This is a genomic window from Nocardia sp. CNY236, assembly GCF_000482385.1.
Taxonomy (GTDB): Bacteria; Actinomycetota; Actinomycetes; order Mycobacteriales; family Mycobacteriaceae; genus Nocardia.
This window is the reverse complement of sequence record NZ_AXVD01000010.1, coordinates 87,553-104,664: the sequence shown is the minus strand read 5'-3', so window position 1 is coordinate 104,664 and position 17,112 is coordinate 87,553. Positions and strand designations below refer to the sequence as shown.

General features: G+C 65.3%; 15 protein-coding genes. 10 read left to right on the top strand and 5 right to left on the bottom strand.

From position 1 onward, the window contains the following. The first annotated feature begins 24 nt into the window (after nucleotides 1-24). Complete coding sequence (locus tag K940_RS0107780) at nucleotides 25-1,695, top strand: FAD-dependent oxidoreductase (protein ID WP_028477062.1); 1,671 nt, start codon at nucleotides 25-27, stop codon at nucleotides 1,693-1,695. Between the two features lie 74 nt (nucleotides 1,696-1,769). Here the strand turns inward: K940_RS0107780 and K940_RS0107775 are convergent, their stop codons facing one another. The 3 genes from K940_RS0107775 to K940_RS0107765 form a co-directional block, all read right to left on the bottom strand. Further along, nucleotides 1,770-2,543 (bottom strand): acyl-[acyl-carrier-protein] thioesterase, encoded by a 774-nt coding sequence (locus K940_RS0107775; protein ID WP_028477061.1) that lies wholly within the window; start codon nucleotides 2,541-2,543, stop codon nucleotides 1,770-1,772. A gap of 210 nt (nucleotides 2,544-2,753) precedes the next feature. Continuing rightward, nucleotides 2,754-3,917 (bottom strand): transglycosylase SLT domain-containing protein, encoded by a 1,164-nt coding sequence (locus K940_RS0107770; RefSeq protein ID WP_028477060.1) that lies wholly within the window; start codon nucleotides 3,915-3,917, stop codon nucleotides 2,754-2,756. Then, complete coding sequence (locus K940_RS0107765) at nucleotides 3,914-4,261, bottom strand: type VII secretion target (RefSeq protein ID WP_028477059.1); 348 nt, start codon at nucleotides 4,259-4,261, stop codon at nucleotides 3,914-3,916. Before K940_RS0107765 ends, K940_RS0107770 begins: the two co-directional genes overlap by 4 nt. A 141-nt stretch (nucleotides 4,262-4,402) precedes the next feature. On the opposite strand from K940_RS0107765, the gene K940_RS0107760 reads away from it, so the two are divergent. Further along, complete coding sequence (locus K940_RS0107760) at nucleotides 4,403-5,377, top strand: NADPH:quinone oxidoreductase family protein (protein WP_028477058.1); 975 nt, start codon at nucleotides 4,403-4,405, stop codon at nucleotides 5,375-5,377. A gap of 98 nt (nucleotides 5,378-5,475) precedes the next feature. Here the strand turns inward: K940_RS0107760 and K940_RS27400 are convergent, their stop codons facing one another. Beyond that, entirely contained in the window at nucleotides 5,476-6,045 is a 570-nt protein-coding gene (locus K940_RS27400; protein WP_051406976.1) for an Lrp/AsnC family transcriptional regulator, read from the bottom strand. A gap of 159 nt (nucleotides 6,046-6,204) precedes the next feature. Between K940_RS27400 and hppD the strand changes: the two genes are divergently transcribed. The 8 genes from hppD (at nucleotide 6,205) to K940_RS27395 (ending at nucleotide 15,900) form a co-directional block, all read left to right on the top strand. After that, on the top strand, nucleotides 6,205-7,407 hold the full coding sequence (hppD, locus tag K940_RS0107750; protein ID WP_028477057.1) for a 4-hydroxyphenylpyruvate dioxygenase: 1,203 nt from the start codon (nucleotides 6,205-6,207) through the stop codon (nucleotides 7,405-7,407). A 63-nt stretch (nucleotides 7,408-7,470) separates the two neighbouring features. After that, nucleotides 7,471-8,004: a DUF3558 domain-containing protein gene (locus tag K940_RS0107745; protein ID WP_028477056.1), complete on the top strand. Its 534-nt coding sequence runs from the start codon at nucleotides 7,471-7,473 to the stop codon at nucleotides 8,002-8,004. An 8-nt stretch (nucleotides 8,005-8,012) separates the two neighbouring features. Continuing rightward, a complete protein-coding gene (locus K940_RS0107740) occupies nucleotides 8,013-8,600 on the top strand; it encodes a DUF3558 domain-containing protein (RefSeq protein ID WP_081706219.1) in 588 nt (195 codons plus the stop codon). Nucleotides 8,601-8,938: 338 nt separating this feature from the next. After that, nucleotides 8,939-9,313, top strand: coding sequence for a 30S ribosomal protein S12 (rpsL, locus tag K940_RS0107730; RefSeq protein WP_014353064.1), 375 nt, complete (start codon nucleotides 8,939-8,941; stop codon nucleotides 9,311-9,313). A 1-nt stretch (nucleotide 9,314) separates the two neighbouring features. After that, nucleotides 9,315-9,785 (top strand): 30S ribosomal protein S7, encoded by a 471-nt coding sequence (rpsG, locus tag K940_RS0107725; protein ID WP_014353063.1) that lies wholly within the window; start codon nucleotides 9,315-9,317, stop codon nucleotides 9,783-9,785. A 137-nt stretch (nucleotides 9,786-9,922) separates the two neighbouring features. Further along, nucleotides 9,923-12,025 carry an elongation factor G gene (fusA, locus tag K940_RS0107720; protein ID WP_028477054.1) on the top strand — a complete coding sequence of 701 codons (2,103 nt, stop codon included), beginning with the start codon at nucleotides 9,923-9,925 and terminating at the stop codon, nucleotides 12,023-12,025. 114 nt (nucleotides 12,026-12,139) lie between these two features. Then, nucleotides 12,140-13,330, top strand: coding sequence for an elongation factor Tu (gene tuf, locus K940_RS0107715; RefSeq protein ID WP_028477053.1), 1,191 nt, complete (start codon nucleotides 12,140-12,142; stop codon nucleotides 13,328-13,330). A gap of 401 nt (nucleotides 13,331-13,731) precedes the next feature. Continuing rightward, the gene (locus tag K940_RS27395; RefSeq protein WP_051406975.1) at nucleotides 13,732-15,900 is read left to right on the top strand and encodes an MMPL family transporter; all 2,169 of its coding nucleotides are present in this window, start codon (nucleotides 13,732-13,734) and stop codon (nucleotides 15,898-15,900) included. A gap of 114 nt (nucleotides 15,901-16,014) precedes the next feature. Here K940_RS27395 and K940_RS0107700 read toward each other — a convergent pair whose 3' ends face one another. Next, nucleotides 16,015-17,109: an alcohol dehydrogenase catalytic domain-containing protein gene (locus tag K940_RS0107700; protein ID WP_028477052.1), complete on the bottom strand. Its 1,095-nt coding sequence runs from the start codon at nucleotides 17,107-17,109 to the stop codon at nucleotides 16,015-16,017. Nucleotides 17,110-17,112: the final 3 nt, after the last annotated feature.

Here is a 17,112-nt window from a genome sequence, read left to right as displayed (position 1 = left end):
CGTACTTTCGAGGATCAATACGATATGGCCTACGTAATCACGCAGCGTTGTTGCAACGACGCCAGCTGCGTCCCAGAGTGCCCGGTCGACTGCATCCGCCCGGCTCCGGACCAGCCGGAGTTCGCGACAACCGAGATGCTCTACATCGACCCGGACACCTGTATCGACTGCGGCGCCTGCGTCGACGTGTGTCCGGTGGACGCCATCTTCTCCGAAGACGACCTCCCGGACACTCAGGCCCGATTCATCGACATCAACGCGGCGTACTTTCGGCGGCACCCGTTGGAGTCGAACTTCGATCCGATCGTTACGCCCGCGCGGGCGCCGAAGGAACTGGGTACCTTGCGGGTCGCAATCGTCGGCGCAGGACCTGCGGCGTGCTACGCGGCCGACGAACTCTTGCGCCGGGCGGATGTCGAGATCGAGATGTTCGACCGCCTACCGACCCCAGGCGGGCTGGTGCGCGCTGGCGTCGCGCCGGACCATCCGGCCACCAAAGGGGTGTCGGACATGTTCGAATCCGCGTTTCGTCGTGAGGCGGTGCAGTACTACCTCAATGTCGACGTGGGCACGCACATATCGCACGAGGAGCTCCTGCGCCACCACCATGCAGTGATCTACGCGGTGGGTGCCGCAACCGACCGCAAACTCGGTATCCCTGGCGAAACCCTGGCCGGCAGCCACTCCGCCACCGAGTTCGTTGCGTGGTACAACGGCCACCCCGACTATGCGGACCGCACATTCGACCTGTCCGGCGAACGAGCCGTGATCGTCGGCAACGGCAATGTCGCGTTGGATGTCGCCCGCGTGCTGACCACCGACCCGGAGCAACTCGCGCAGACCGATATCGCCGACCACGCGCTGGCGGCCTTGCGGCACAGCGCAATCCGTGAGGTCGTGGTGCTCGGCCGTCGGGGTCCGTTGCAGGCGGCCTATACCTCGCCGGAATTCCTCGCCCTGGCCCACCTCGACGGCGTCGACGTCATCGTGAACGAGGCCGACATCGCACTCGACCCGGCCAGTCGGGCGATCCTGGACGACCCCGAGATCGAGCCGGCGCTGGCTTTGAAGCACACTCTCGCCGAGGAGTACGCCCATGGTCGCCGTGTTGCCGGCAACAAGCGGATCGTGTTTCGCTACTCGGCCTCGCCCACCGCGCTCACCGGCGTCGAGCGGGTGGAGTCGGTCGAACTCGTCCACAACGAATTGTCGAACGTGGGTGGCGAGCTGGTGGCCAGGCCCACCGACCGTACCGAGAGCATCGACACGACGTTGGTGCTGCGATCCATCGGCTACCGCGGTACGCCGATCGGCGGCGTGCCGTTCGACGAACGCCGTGGCGTCGTGCCCAACGAGAACGGTCGCGTGATCGGCGACGCCGGCACGCCATTGCCCGGAGTGTATGTCAGTGGCTGGATCAAGCGAGGGCCGCGCGGGGTGATCGGCTCGAACCGAACCGATGCCGAAGAGACCATCGAGGCGTTGATCGCCGACCTCACAGCGGGCAAGCTCGGCACCCCGACCGGCGACCGGGCTGCGTTGCAGAGGTTGCTCGAACAGCGTCAACCGAACATGGTGGACCGAGCGGGGTGGCGCGCGATCGATGAGGCAGAGCGGGCGGCCGGCAAGGTCGCCGGGCGGCCCCGGGTCAAATTCGCGACTCGCGACGAGCTGCTGAAGGCCGCGCGCGACTGATCGCTGTGGAGGTCGGTCGGTTCGCGCTTCCGACCGACAGCCGGCGAGTCCGTTCGCAGGGGCGGTCGCGTACTTCAGGCAGGGAGCGGCATGAGGCGAACCACCGTCGTGGTGGTCTCGCCGACCACGAACCACAGCCGTAATACCGGTTGTCCGGTCCGGTCACCGGGTTCGTATCGGCTACGCACGGTCACATGCTGGCGGGCCAGCACCGGCGTCACGTACTCGATCACAGCGCGGTGTGGCGCCGCGATCAGCTTGGGGTACTCGACCAAGAACTGCTCTACTGCCTGCCAATAGCTGGCATTGTTGACATGGTTGTATTGGTCGATATCGGTGGCACGCACCGGATACGGCAGGTCGGTATCCGACTCCGGCGGCGTGCTGTCGGTCAGATAGGGGCGCCACCGCAGGCGGTGCTCGCTGGACGTGCGGGCCAAGTGGGCGAGTCCTCGGTCGCTGATCCGGGCGGGCATCCCGGTGGACTCGCTGATATTGATCCAGAAAGCCTCGGTCTCGATCAGACCGCCGCTTCCACTGGTGATTCGCACCCGCATATTGGTCCAGCGCGTGGACATCGCCGAGCACCACCGCAGCAGTTGCACCTCGTCCGGCCACAGGATGGGACGGACGACATCGATGACCGTTCGACGGACGATCCAATTCGGATCGGTCTGCTGAAAGAATGTCTGGTGCAGGTTCTCCCAGGCGATATCTTGCAGGTAGCGGGCGATGGCGTCGAATCGCAACCGGTTGTAGGGGTCCACGTCGCCAGCCCGGACGGGCCACGCCGAAGCAAAGCCCATGCCCTCCTGGGAAAGCGGGGCGAGTGGCTGATCGAGTGACACTTGTGCTCCTCGCGCTGCACGGTGTGCCGCGTTTCTTCATACGGTGCTGTGGTGACGACTTTACGGGGCGAATCTTGTCACCTCACGTCGAGTCGTCGTATCTCATTCATAGTCCGTTCGCTGGCGCGTCGGCGAGGAAGGCGTCGTATCGGATCGACGCACCGAGGGAACCACCGGGCAGGGCGCACCGTTGCGAGAACGACGAATGAATCAATATCCCTGGTATGCACCTCCGGAGTTCACCGCCGCCACACCGGGGACGTTGCCGAGAGACCCATACCGGTCGATCGCGTACCGCACGCCGGCGATGATGTTGTCGACCGGGTTCCAGATGTCGTCGTGGCCGGGTGCTTTGTAGGCGTTGAAGGTGCTGTCGATGGTCTGCATCAACCCCTTCGACGGATGTCCGGCTATCCAGTTGCTGTCCCAACGATTCTCGGCGTACGGATTGCCGGCGGACTCGTGCTGGATGATCATCGCGATCGCCCGCTCATCGATGGCCGCGGGATCGTAGCCCATGGCGATGAGCTTCTGTTTGGCCTCCTCGACCCAGCGCCCGACGTCGCCGCTGGGTAGCGGGCCGGCCGGCGCGGACGGTCCTGGGCCGGCGCCGTACGAGGCGCCCGGCTGCGATCCGGAGCTGTCGGTGTATCCGCCGCCCATCACGCGGCTCGCTGCCTCCGGTGCTGGGCTGATGGCGGGCGCCCCCGACGAAATGCTCGTCGGCGATCCGAAGGAGCTCGTCGGCACGCTCGAGCTGCTCGCCGGTGCGGTCGCCGGGGTATCTGTTGGCAGGTTCGAGGTCGGCTCGCCGAGTGCGGCGAATGCGACCTCCAGCGCATCGACTGCAACGCCGAGCTGTGCTGTGGCGTGTTCGGCCACCTCTTGGGCGGTTTTCAGCGCCATGGTCAGCTCCCAGCTTCGGGAGGCCGCCTGCAGCGCTTCCTGGATGACGAGTAGCTCGACGTCGGCCTTGTCCGAGTGGGCGCGCAGATTGGCGATCCGCGCCTCGGCGGTCACAGTGCCATCGGGTGCGACCTCGAAGGGCGGAGTCTGTCCGAGCGCATCATCGCGCAGGCGCACCACCGTGGCCTTCGCCTCGGCCACGTGCTGTACATGCACAGTGAGCGCGGTGCTCAGGTCCAACAGTGCAGCGCTCACTGTCGATGCGCGGACCTTCTCGGTGTGCATTCGTGCTTGCGCCGCTTCACCCGCGGAACCGGACCATTTGTTCTCCTCGGCGAGCGCCCGGGTCGCGGCGGCGCCAGTATCGACCGCGGCATCGAGCCCCTGCGACAAGGTCTCGACCGAGATGCCGGCCGCGGACAGTTGCTGTGGTTGCCAGTTCGCCACGTCCGGGACGGTGAGGATCATTGCAGCAGACCGACGCCGCGCAGCCTCGCCGCGAAGTCGTCCTCGGCCAGTTCGTAGGCGCCGGCGGCATTGCGCAGGTTGTCGGCGATGGTGGTGAGTCGTGCGCCGATCCGGTGCAGACTTCGGTCGACGGCATCGGCCGCGTGCTGGGCAACCGGCGCGAAGTCGGTGCCCGGTAGTGCGGCGGCCGCCGCGACCAGCTCGGTGCCCGCTGCCGCGTTCCCCGTGTTCAGATCACCGATCGCCGCAGCTTCCTCGCGCAGCGTACGAGCGAATGCCTGCAGCGCCGCTGGATCGACTTCCAACGTCGTCGGTGCAGGTGACCGTTGATCGTTCTCGGTCATCGTCCCCCTTCCCTCCTGGACCGTGAGGTCGTGGTCAGCATAACAAAATCAGGTGCTCCGAACAGGGGACGAAGAAGCCGGCTAGGTTGTCGATGAGGCATCGGCACGTGCACGCCGTTGCGACGACAGAGAGGTCAGCACATGCGCGCAGCCCAGATCGGCACACTGGAAGGACCGGAGGCGATCCGGATCGTGGATATCCCGGAGCCGGCATCGGACCCGGGGGGCGTCGTGGTCGACGTCCACGCGGCGGGCGTCGCCTTCCCGGATGTGTTGATGACCCGGGGTCTCTATCAGATGAAGCCGGAGGTGCCGTTCGTTCTCGGGGGTGAGCTCGCGGGCATCGTGCGTGAAGCACCCCACGATGCACACGTGCGTGCCGGTGACCGGGTGGTCGCGCTGACACTGCTCGGTAACGCCATGGCAGAGACCGCAGTCGTGCCCGCACAGATGGTGTTCGCTCTTCCGGACAACGTGTCGTTGGAGGCGGGCGCCGGGGTGCTGTTCAACGATCTGACAGTGCACTTCTGCCTGCGCACTCGTGGCAGGTTGGCGGCCGGTGAGACGGTGCTGGTGCACGGTGCCGCGGGCGGGATCGGCACGTCGACACTGCGCATGGCCGCAGCTCTCGGCGCGGGGCGAGTCGTCGCCGTGGTGAGCACCGAGGAAAAGGCCACGGTAGCCCGCGCCAACGGGGCCACCGATGTGGTGTCGACCGATGGTTGGCTGCACGCGGTCCGAGAGTTGACCGACGGTCGCGGTGTCGACATCGTGCTCGACCCGGTCGGGGGAAACCGCTTCACCGACAGCATTCGTTGCCTTGCTCCCGCGGGCCGACTGTTGGTCGTGGGGTTCACCGCCGGGGATATCCCCACAGTCAAGGTCAATCGGTTGCTGCTGAACAATGTCGAGGTGGTCGGCGCGGCGTGGGGTGCCTGGGCGATGTCGCATCCAGGCTATCTGCAGCAGCAATGGGCCGAGGTGGAGCCGTTGCTGGTCTCCGGCGCAATCGCGCCGCCCGATCCGGTCGTCTACCCCCTGGACAAGGCCGCGGAGGCGGTCGCCTCGTTGGACAACCGCACCGCAACCGGAAAGGTCGTGGTGGCGCTGCGCTGAGGTCGTCGTGGTGGCGCTGCGCTGTGGTTTGTCGTGGTGGCGCTGCGCTGTGGTTTGTCGTGGTGGCGCTGCGCCGAGGCGCTCCGACGACACCGGGGTCACGACGTGCGCGGCCGGTGCGCACGTGGGTGTGGTTCGCGGAGGCCGTCTTCGCGCGGCGAGCGATATGCGGGTGCTTTGCTGGTTCCGGTCGGGCCCAGCGAACGCAACAGTGGCAGTGCGCGCCGCGCCACCACCGTCGACAGCACGATGACGCTGTGCGAGCGCACGACCGACGACGTTCGGTCGATGCTCAGCAGCACCGCTTGCAACCCGGCGTGCGAGTCGGCTCCGATCCGGCACAACACATCCCCCGATCCGGTGGTGGCGTAGGCCTCGAGCACGCTGGGGATCGCATCGAGCTCGGCAGTCACCGCGTCCAACGCGCCCTGGGCGATCTCCAGCGTGACGAACGCCTGCACATCGAACCCTGCCGCGGTGACATCGATCTGAGGGTCGTACGAAGCGATCACACCGGAGTCCTCCATGCGGGCGATTCGGGACTGCACTGTGGCGCGGGCGACCTTGGTACGACGCGACAGCTCGAGAATTCCGGCCCGCTGATGCTCGTGCATCGCGGTGAGTATGGCGAGGTCGAGTTCGTCGATTTTCGCTGGAGTACGCGGCATGATGCCTCCGTTCGGGCACCGGCCAGGCCGGCTGCCTGTCCGGCTGATGCTATTCAAATGGTCCAGCATTCCGGGCTCTCACCTAGCCGAATTGGCCATACTGCCTACTGTAAATCCGGGCTGTTGCCTATCCCGGACGGCCGGCTATTTCCTTGAGGCATGACCATCGAACACCTGCCCGATGCTTGGTCCGCGGCGGCTGCCGGAGACAGTGACATGCGCACTCTCGTGGGACTGGTCGAACACGACTCTCGAAACGATCCGTTCCCTGTCATCGGATGGGACGCCGTGGTCTGGGTGGTGGGCAACGCCACCCAGACCACCCACTTCTTGGAATCCGCGTTCGGTATGCGATTGGAGGCCTACTCCGGCCCCGAGACCGGCAATCGTGATCACAAGGCCTTCGTTCTGCGCAGCGGTGCAGCGCGTTTCGTCGTCGCTGGGGCAGTGGACCCGCACAGTCCGATGGTCGCGCACCACGATCGGCACGGCGACGGTGTGCTCGACATCGGGCTCGAGGTGGCGGACGTCGATCGCTGTGTCGCCTGGGCGCGCGAGCAGGGCGCCACCGTCTTGGTCGAACCGCACGACGACACAGACGATTTCGGTACTGTCCGATCGGCCGCACTGGCGACCTACGGCGAGACCCGGCACACGCTGGTCGATCGTTCCGGCTATCGGGGGCCGTATCTGCCCGGCTACGTCGCGCGGAGTTCGAGCTATCAGCCGCGAGATGGCGCACCCCGTCGCTTGTTTCAGGCGATCGATCATGTCGTCGGCAACGTGGAACTCGGTCGCATGGAGGAATGGGTCGAGTTCTACCGGCGTGTCATGGGTTTCACGAACATGGCCGAATTCGTGGGCGACGATATCGCCACCGAGTATTCGGCACTGATGAGCAAGGTCGTCGCCAATGGGAACCACCGAGTGAAATTCCCGCTCAACGAGCCGGCAGCGGGGAAGAAGCGCTCGCAGATCGATGAATACCTGGAGTTCTATCGAGGTCCCGGAGTCCAGCACATTGCGCTTGCCACGAGCGACATTCTCGCCTGCGTCGACGCACTCCGGCGCGAGGGCGTCGAATTCCTCGAGACGCCCGCGACCTACTACGAAGACCCCGAATTACGGGCTCGTATCGGACAGGTCCGGGTATCGGTCGAGGAGCTCCAGCGCCGCGGCATCCTGGTCGACCGGGACGAGGACGGCTATCTGCTGCAGATCTTCACCAGGCCGCTCACCGATAGGCCCACCGTCTTCTTCGAACTCATCGAACGCCACGGTTCCCTCGGTTTCGGCAAAGGAAACTTCAAAGCGCTGTTCGAGGCGATCGAACGCGAGCAGAGCAGCCGCGGAAACCTTTGATCGGTCATCCGGCGCGCCTGCTGGTCGTACCGCCGCGACCGGGGCGTCGGTAGAGTTCCTCCCATGCGGATCAAGTCGGCGGTCGCCCTCGCGGCAGCCTCGTTGCTCACGCTGGCGGCCTGTGGTTCCGGCGGCGAGCAGGAGATTCCGGGCTCGTCGCCTCCAGCGCCGAAAGTGCTGCCCTTGGGACCATTCGTCGGGGAGTGCGGCCATGTGACCGATGACGAGGTACGCGATCTCGGTGGGTTCGCAGAATTCTCGTCCGTATTCAGGAACGCCGTCGGCTGTAACTGGGTGTCGGCGGGAATCGATTCCCGCAGTATCACTTTCGCGTCCTACCGGGCCAGTCCGATCGAACGGGAACGGGAGTGGGTCATCATCAACGGTCGACCGCCCGAGTCGATCACGGTAGCTGGGCGGGAGGGCTTCGCGGCGATGGGTCCGGACGGGAGGATATGCGACCTGGCTGTGCAACTCGGCGACGATTTCTTCGAGTGGTCGACCGCCTTGGGTTTCTCCAACCTCTCCATGCAGCCCGAGAACCCGTGTGATCGGAGTCGCGCTTTGGCCGAGTTGACAGTGCAGCGGCTGCAATAGGGGGCGGGATGAACCTGAGTCGAGGCCCGAGCCGTCGGGTCGTTGCCGTTGTCCTCGGCGCGGTCATCGCGTTGTTCCTGACCAGCTGTGGTCGGGTCGTCTCCGGCTCCGCGCAGCCCGCCGGCGGAAGTGATCGAGCCAATACCCGGCCGGACGAGGTGAACTCTCGGCTGGACAAGCTGGACAAGTTGCTGAGGGAGTGCGACATTCTGTCCCCGAAGCAGATCGAAACGGCAGTCGGCAAGGGCACTGCCGTCGATGACTCGTTCTTCGGTGCGGTCTGCATGTGGGACCTGCGCGGCGGACCCAGCGGCCGCGGGATGGTCACGCTCAATTGGTACGAGAACGGCACATTGAGCAACGAGAAGCAGACGAACAACAAGCTCGGCTACCACACGACGAACATTACTGTCGAGGGTTCACTCGCGCTTCGGACCCAACGTCCGAACGATCCCGATTCCTGTGGTGTGACCGCGAGTGCGCCGGACAGAGGGGTGATCGGTTGGTGGGTCAACTACGAACCAGGCTCCAACCACACTGATCCGTGCGGTGCGGCCGTGAAACTGATGGAGATGACATTGAACCTGGCCAGGTAGACCGCGCCGGTTCCGGCCCACTTTGACCCTGTGTCCCGACCGCGGGTATCGTGGAGCGCTGTGCCCGGAAGCATGCGGGCAGGTTCGTGCGCGACCGTAGGCCAGCGAAAGCGGCTGAGAAGTTCAGCGTGCCCGGAATTCGGGCGCTGCGGCGTGTGCGACACGCCCGACCTCGGGACGCGAGAAACCTGGCCGGACGTGCGAGCGCGAGCTCGATGACAGCGGCGTGAAGGCCAGGCTCGGAGACGGTCGTTCGACCGCGACCAGCCAGGGGCGCCGCCAATTGAACACCGACATGAAATTCCAGACACCGCGTTAATCAACAAGGAAGCCGGTCTATGCCAACCATCAACCAGCTGGTCCGCAAGGGTCGCCGCGACAAGGTCGCCAAGACGAAGACTGCGGCCCTCAAGGGGAGCCCGCAGCGTCGTGGGGTGTGCACCCGCGTGTACACCACGACCCCGAAGAAGCCGAACTCTGCGCTGCGCAAGGTCGCGCGTGTTCGCCTGACCAGCGCGGTCGAGGTCACAGCCTACATCCCGGGCGAGGGCCACAATCTGCAGGAGCACTCCATGGTGCTGGTCCGTGGCGGTCGTGTGAAGGATCTCCCCGGTGTCCGCTACAAGATCATCCGCGGCTCGCTGGATACGCAGGGTGTGAAGAACCGCAAGCAGGCCCGCAGCCGCTACGGCGCCAAGAAGGAGAAGAGCTGATATGCCACGCAAGGGCCCCGCACCCAAGCGTCCGCTGATCAACGACCCGGTCTATGGTTCGCCGCTGGTCACCCAGTTGGTCAACAAGATCCTGCTGGACGGTAAGAAGTCCACCGCCGAGCGTATCGTCTACGGCGCGCTGGAACAGGCGCGCGAGAAGACCGGCACCGACCCGGTCGTCACGCTGAAACGCGCGCTGGACAATGTCAAGCCCTCCCTGGAGGTGAAGCCCCGTCGTGTCGGTGGTGCCACCTACCAGGTCCCGGTCGAGGTTCGTCCGGGCCGCGCGAACACTCTGGCATTGCGCTGGCTGGTCAACTTCTCCCGCGCGCGCCGAGAGAAGACCATGGTCGAGCGGCTTGCCAACGAGTTGCTCGACGCCAGCAACGGCCTCGGCGCCTCGGTGAAACGCCGCGAGGACACCCACAAGATGGCCGAGTCCAACCGAGCCTTCGCGCACTACCGCTGGTGATCTCTGCCCGGCCCGTCGCCTGGGTCGGGAGGCACAGCCGGAATGCGGCACTCACCGGCCGCTTCCTGCGTTGACATAGTGGCGACCACAGGGTCGTCCCCGATAATCCCAACTAGCTACGAGCGGGGAAGATTTCCGTGGCACAGGACGTGCTCACCGACCTGAACAAGGTCCGCAACATCGGCATCATGGCCCACATCGACGCGGGCAAGACGACCACGACCGAACGCATCCTCTTCTATACCGGTATCACCTACAAGATCGGTGAGGTCCACGACGGCGCCGCCACGATGGACTGGATGGCACAAGAGCAGGAGCGTGGTATCACCATCACCTCCGCGGCCACCACGTGTTTCTGGAACGACAACCAGATCAACATCATCGACACGCCCGGGCACGTCGACTTCACCGTGGAGGTGGAGCGGTCACTGCGGGTGCTGGACGGTGCCGTTGCGGTGTTCGACGGCAAGGAAGGCGTCGAACCGCAGTCCGAGCAGGTGTGGCGTCAGGCCGACAAGTACGACGTGCCGCGGATCTGCTTCGTCAACAAGATGGACAAGCTCGGTGCGGACTTCTACTTCACCGTGCAGACCATCAAGGAGCGGCTCGGCGCCAAACCGCTGGTGCTGCAGCTGCCGATCGGCGCGGAAGACACCTTCGAGGGCATCGTCGATCTGATCGAGAACAATGCCAAGGTCTGGCGGGGCGAGACCAAGCTCGGCGAACAGTACGAGGTCGTCGAAATTCCCGCGGAGCTGAAGGAGAAGGCCGAGCAGTACCGTCAGGAACTGCTCGAGGCCGTCGCGGAATCCGATGAGGCGCTGCTGGAGAAGTTCTTCGCCGGCGACGAACTGACCATCGAGGAGATCAAGGGCGCCATCCGCAAGATGACGGTGTCCTCCGAAATCTACCCTGTGCTGTGTGGTTCGGCGTTCAAGAACAAGGGTGTGCAGCCCATGCTCGACGCCGTCATCGACTACTTGCCCTCACCCCTGGACGTGGAGGCGACCACAGGGCATGTTCCCGGCAAGGAAAGTCAAGAGCTCACTCGCGCGCAGAGCGCGGACGAGCCGTTCGCGGCCTTGGCGTTCAAGATCGCGGTGCACCCGTTCTTCGGGAAGTTGACCTACATCCGGGTGTATTCCGGCAAGGTCGACTCCGGCGCCCAGGTCATCAATTCGGTCAAGGGAAAGAAGGAGCGTCTGGGCAAACTGTTCCAGATGCACTCCAACAAGGAGAACCCGGTTCCTGCGGCCTCGGCGGGACACATCTACGCGGTCATCGGCCTCAAGGACACCACGACCGGCGACACCCTGTGCGACCCGCAGAACCAGATCGTGCTGGAGTCGATGACCTTCCCGGACCCGGTCATCGAGGTTTCCATCGAGCCGAAGACCAAGTCAGACCAGGAGAAGCTGGGCACCGCGATTCAGCGGCTCTCCGAAGAGGACCCGACCTTCTCGGTGAAGCTGGATGCCGAGACCGGTCAGACCGTCATCGGCGGTATGGGTGAGTTGCACCTCGATGTCCTGGTCGACCGGATGAAGCGCGAGTTCAAGGTCGAGGCCAATGTCGGCAAGCCGCAGGTGGCCTACCGGGAGACGATCACCAAGCGAGTCGAGAAGCTCGAGTTCACCCACAAGAAGCAGACGGGTGGCTCCGGTCAGTTCGCGAAGGTCATCATCGGTCTCGAACCTTTTGTCGGTGAGGACGGCGCACACTACGAGTTCGAGAACAAGGTCACCGGTGGCCGCGTACCGAAGGAGTACATCCCTTCGGTGGATGCCGGTGCCCAGGACGCCATGCAGTACGGCGTGCTCGCCGGCTTTCCGCTGGTGAATCTGAAGGTTGTGCTGCTCGATGGCGCCTACCACGACGTCGACTCCTCGGAGATGGCGTTCAAGATCGCTGGCGCGCAGGCCCTCAAAGAGGCGGCGCGCAAGGCCGGTCCGGTGATTCTCGAACCGATTGTCGCGGTCGAGGTCACCACGCCCGAGGACTACATGGGCGACGTGATCGGCGACCTGAACTCCCGCCGTGGTCAGATTCAGGCCATGGAGGAACGCAGTGGTGCCCGTGTCGTCAAGGCGCTGGTTCCGCTCTCGGAGATGTTCGGCTACATCGGTGACCTGCGATCGAAGACGCAGGGCCGGGCGAACTACTCCATGGTGTTCGACTCGTACGCGGAGGTTCCGGCCAACGTGTCGAAGGAGATCATCGCCAAGGCGACCGGCGAGTGACACCGCCGGGGCAAGTGCCACACTTGTCCCGGCAGCCGGGCGTCAGCACGACCCCAATTCAAGTACCCGCACTGCTGCAACTGCACGCACCAACAAGTCCAGGAGGACAAAGAAGTGGCGAAGGCGAAGTTCGAGCGGACGAAGCCGCACGTCAACATCGGCACCATCGGTCACGTCGACCACGGCAAGACCACGCTGACCGCGGCGATCACCAAGGTGCTGGCTGACAAGTACCCGGAGCTGAACGAGAGCTTCGCGTTCGATCAGATCGACAAGGCGCCCGAGGAGAAGGCTCGTGGTATCACGATCAACATCTCCCACGTCGAATACCAGACGGAGAAGCGCCACTACGCGCACGTCGACGCGCCGGGTCACGCCGACTACATCAAGAATATGATCACCGGCGCGGCGCAGATGGACGGCGCCATCCTCGTGGTCGCCGCCACCGACGGCCCGATGCCGCAGACGCGTGAGCACGTGCTGCTCGCGCGTCAGGTCGGTGTGCCCTACATCTTGGTCGCGCTGAACAAGGCCGACATGGTCGACGACGAGGAGATCCTCGAGCTTGTCGAGATGGAGGTCCGTGAGCTGCTCGGCTCGCAGGAGTTCGACGAAGACGCGCCGGTGGTGCGGGTCTCCGGTCTGAAGGCGCTCGAGGGCGACGAGAAGTGGACCGAGTCGGTGCTCGAGCTGATGTCCGCGGTCGACGAGTCCATTCCGGACCCCGTGCGTGAGACCGACAAGCCGTTCCTGATGCCGGTCGAGGACGTGTTCACCATCACCGGTCGTGGCACGGTCGTCACCGGTCGCGTCGAGCGCGGCGTGATCAACGTGAACGAGGAAGTCGAGATCGTCGGCATCCGTCCGGACAAGACCAAGACCACGGTCACCGGTATCGAGATGTTCCGCAAGCTGCTCGACCAGGGTCAGGCGGGCGACAATGTCGGTCTGCTGGTCCGTGGTATCAAGCGTGAGGATGTGGAGCGCGGCCAGGTCGTCGTGAAGCCGGGCACCACCACCCCGCACACCGAGTTCGAAGGTCAGGCCTACATCCTGTCGAAGGACGAGGGTGGTCGCCACACCCCGTTCTTCAACAACTACCGTCCGCAGTTCTACTTCCGTACCACGGACGTGACGGGCGTAGTGAGCCTGCCCGAGGGCACCGAGATGGTCATGCCCGGTGACAACACCGAGATGTCGGTCAAGCTGATCCAGCCGGTCGCCATGGACGAGGGTCTGCGTTTCGCGATCCGCGAGGGTGGCCGCACCGTCGGCGCCGGCCGCGTCACGAAGATCATCAAGTGATTGTCTGAATCGCCGAGAACGGCGCCGCCCGGTATGGGCGGCGCCGTTCTCGTTTTCGAAAGCGATGTGCGAATCCACGACAACGTCTCGACCGGTCCCGAGCTCCCTCGACGGGTCCGCCGCACGCCGGTAGACGGTCCCGTCACAGCGTTGGTCGAGCGTGCCGGCTGAACATCGCCCGCGGGCGCGGCGAAAGGTAGTCTCGCGTTGTGGCCGCGGTGTCGCTGAGTAGTGCTGCGATACCCAGTCGGTTGGTTACCCGCGGGGGCGCAACGGAGGATCGGGTAGCGTTCGGAATCGAGTTGCTGTGGCTCCGAACCGGGCGGGCCCAGGGAATACCGCCGCCCTCGCCCTCGCGGGCGGCAACGGACACCCAAGGGCCTCTCCGGAGGATCGAGACAATGCACTCATCGAAGTTGTACCTGCTGGGTCGTTTTTGTGCGGGACATCCGATCGTCGTGCTCGCATTGTGGTCGGCGGCATCGACAGCCGTTATCGGCCTCGCAATCGGCGTCGGCGGCGAGACCACCGACGACATTCGGGTCCCCGGCTCGGAGTCCGAACGCGGGACCGGCGTGATCGGCGACCACTTTCCCGGCGCCGACGGTGCGACAGCGCAGGTGGTCTTCCATCGACCGGGCGCCGACGTGCTCGCCGGTCCGGGGACGGCGGTGATTCGGCAATCGTTGGCCGAGGTGGCGGCGCTCGACGGCGTATCGTCGGTCATCGATCCATGGCAGTTTCCTTCGCAAGTATCCGCGAGCCGCCAAACCGCATACGCCACCGTGATCTTCGATCGAACGGTCGGCGAGTTGGGGGCGGAAGGTGCCGCCGAGGTCAGCGCGGCAGTGCAACCGGCACGGTCGGTGGGCGTGGAAGCCGTGGTCGGCGGGGATTTGGGTTTCGTGACCAGTGGCGCGCAGACGGGGGGCGCGGAGACCATTGGCATCGGTGTCGCACTCGTGGTCTTGGTGCTCATCTTCGGCAGCGTCGTCGCGGCCGGCTTGCCGTTGGTCACCGCAGCGTGTGCGTTGGCATTCACCTTTGCGGCCGTTGTGCTGTTCGCCACGGTCTCCGATGTTGCAACGGAGGCGCCGCAGGTCGCGGCGATGATCGGACTGGGTGTCGGAATCGACTATGCGCTGATCCTGGTGACGCGCCATCGTGAGGAGTTGGCGCGTGGGGTCGAGATTCGAGAGTCGATTGCGGTATCTACCGCGACCGCAGGTCGTTCGATTCTGTTCGCAGGCGGCACGGTCGTCATCGCGGTCTGTGCATTGTTCCTGACCGGCCTGCCGCTGGTGATGAGCCTGGGCGCGGCGGCGGCGCTCGTCGTCGGCGTCGCGGTTGTCGCGGCTGTGACATTACTGCCCGCGCTGATGAGCATCGCCGGAGCTCGGCTGATGCCGAAGCGCCGAAACGTCGCGGAGCCCGAGCACACCTGGTGGGCCAGAGCGACGATCCGGGTAGCCCGGCGTCCCGGCTGGTGGCTGGCCGGGGCAATCGCAGTGCTCGCCGTGTTCGCCGCTCCGGCGACCACTATCGAGTTGACCATGCCCGACGCGGGTAGCACCGCACAGGGTTCCGAGGTTCGTCGAGCCTACGATCTGGTCGCTGCCGAGTTCGGGGCCGGAAATTCCGGGCCATTGTTCGTCGTCGCCGAAGTGGCCGAGGGCAGCGCCGGCGAGGTGGGGCGTCGTCTTCGAGAACTGGTCGGGGCAGACCCCGGAATCGCCTCGGTGACTCCGGCGCTCACATCGCGGGACGGCGGGGCCGTACTGGTCCAGGCTATTCCGAATGAGGCGCCGAGGGATCCGGCGACCGAGGCGACCGTCGAGCGACTGCGGGCCGAATTCGCCGCATTCGTACCGAATGCCGCCGTGACCGGTGCGACCGCGACGTACGTCGACTTCTCCGAGCAGGTGCGTGGGTCGACCGTTGTCGTGGTCGCGGTGGTGGTCGCCTTCTGCACGATACTGCTGTTGATCGTGTTTCGGTCCATCGCCGTGGCGCTGCGCGCTGCATTGGTCAACATCCTGTCGATCGCAGCCGCCTTCGGTGTGGTGGTGGTTGTCTTCCAATGGGGCTGGGCAAGTGCATTGTTCGGGATGGACGAGCCGACGCCGATCGCCGTGTTCGTGCCGCTGCTGATGTTTGCGGTGGTCTTCGGACTGAGCATGGATTACGAGGTGTTTCTCATCGCGCGGATACGTGAGGAGACGATACGTGCCGGCGGTGACACCACCCGCGGATTGATCGTGGGCATGACCACCACCGCCAAAGTGATCAGCTCCGCCGCAGTGATCATGATCAGTGTGTTCACCGCGTTCGCCTTCGCGCCCGAGCCGGTGCTCAAGCTGCTCGGGCTCGGCCTCGCGGCGGCGGTCCTGTTCGATGCCACGATTGTTCGTCTGATCGTGCTGCCCGCGGCGATCGCGTTGCTGGGAAACCGAACGTGGGAGCTCCCGCCGTGGCTGGATCGGATCCTCCCTCGCTTCGAGGCGGAACCGATCCATCGAGCCGGCCACGCGCGGCGATCCACCCCACCGTCGGCGAAGATCCGCTCGTAGTACCCGATCCAGGGGATCGATGGGGTGCAGAACTTCGCCTCCGCAACCATATTGCCGCGAGGGCGGGTACCTGCGTCGACGTCCCGGTTCGCCGGCTGGCTGGGAGTCCTGCTGCTATTCGTGCAGATTCACCACCAGCCGCATGACGAGCTCGCCGCCGATGATCCGGGTTCGGGTGGTGATGATCTCGTTGATGTACCGGACTCCTTCTACCATGCCGACGATATGGGTGAGCAGCATGTCGACCGAATCATCCCAGCGGCGCAGCGCTTCGGCCGCAGCGGTGAGTTGGGCGGTAGCGGTACCTCGGTTGCCGGTGAGTGTCAGCCGGTGTGTCCCGGTATCGACGGTAACGGACGCCGGTGGCCATGGCCCCCCGGTATTCGCCTGGCGCACTCCGGGCAGATCGACGCCAGGCAATTGTGCCGACCGGGCATCCGGGGCCAGTCCGCCGAGTAGATGCAGCGCCACCACTCGGGAGCCGAGCTGTCCGAGTACGTCCTCGATCGCCGGCACTGTTCCGGCGCGGTGGGTGGCCACCAGCACCGCTACTCGGTCGCCGGTGTGGGCAGCCAGGTCGTCGCGGCCGGAGAGCACATTCGCGGCTGCTGGGATGTTCGTGCGGGTCCAGCGCAGCCCGTGTGCGGTCCGGTGTACGACGGCGATGCGGATACCAGGGGCGAGGTAGTGCGGTGCCAGCACAGCGGCCAGATTGCCGATGAGACCGTCACCGTGGACCACGAGCGTATCGGGGCGTGAGGCGGCCAGGCAGCCGAGTGCGTAGCGCACCACGGCGAACGGCTCGACGAGAGTAGCGCGTTCCGGGGACAGGTCGTGCGGCAGCTTCCCCACGAGGCCGCTGGCGACTGCGGAGGCACCGATGACGACCCGCTCCTGGAACAGGCCCTCGACATTGTGCCCCAGCAGAAACGACGGATCCGACGGATGGGTCGGATTGATCACCACCCGGTCCCCGATCGCGAAATCATCGGCCCCCGGCCCGATGCCGACGATCCGAGCAGCACCCTCGTGACCAACGATGGGTGAAGGATCGTCCCGGTCACCGCGCAGGATCTGGATATCGGTGCCGCACAGGCTGACTCGTTCCGGGGCCACGGTGAGTTCGCCGTCCGCCGGTTCCGGGGTCGGCCGGTCGGCCAGCACACACGTGGCGCCGTGGCGGAGGATGGCGCGATGAGTCGTCGTCATGGA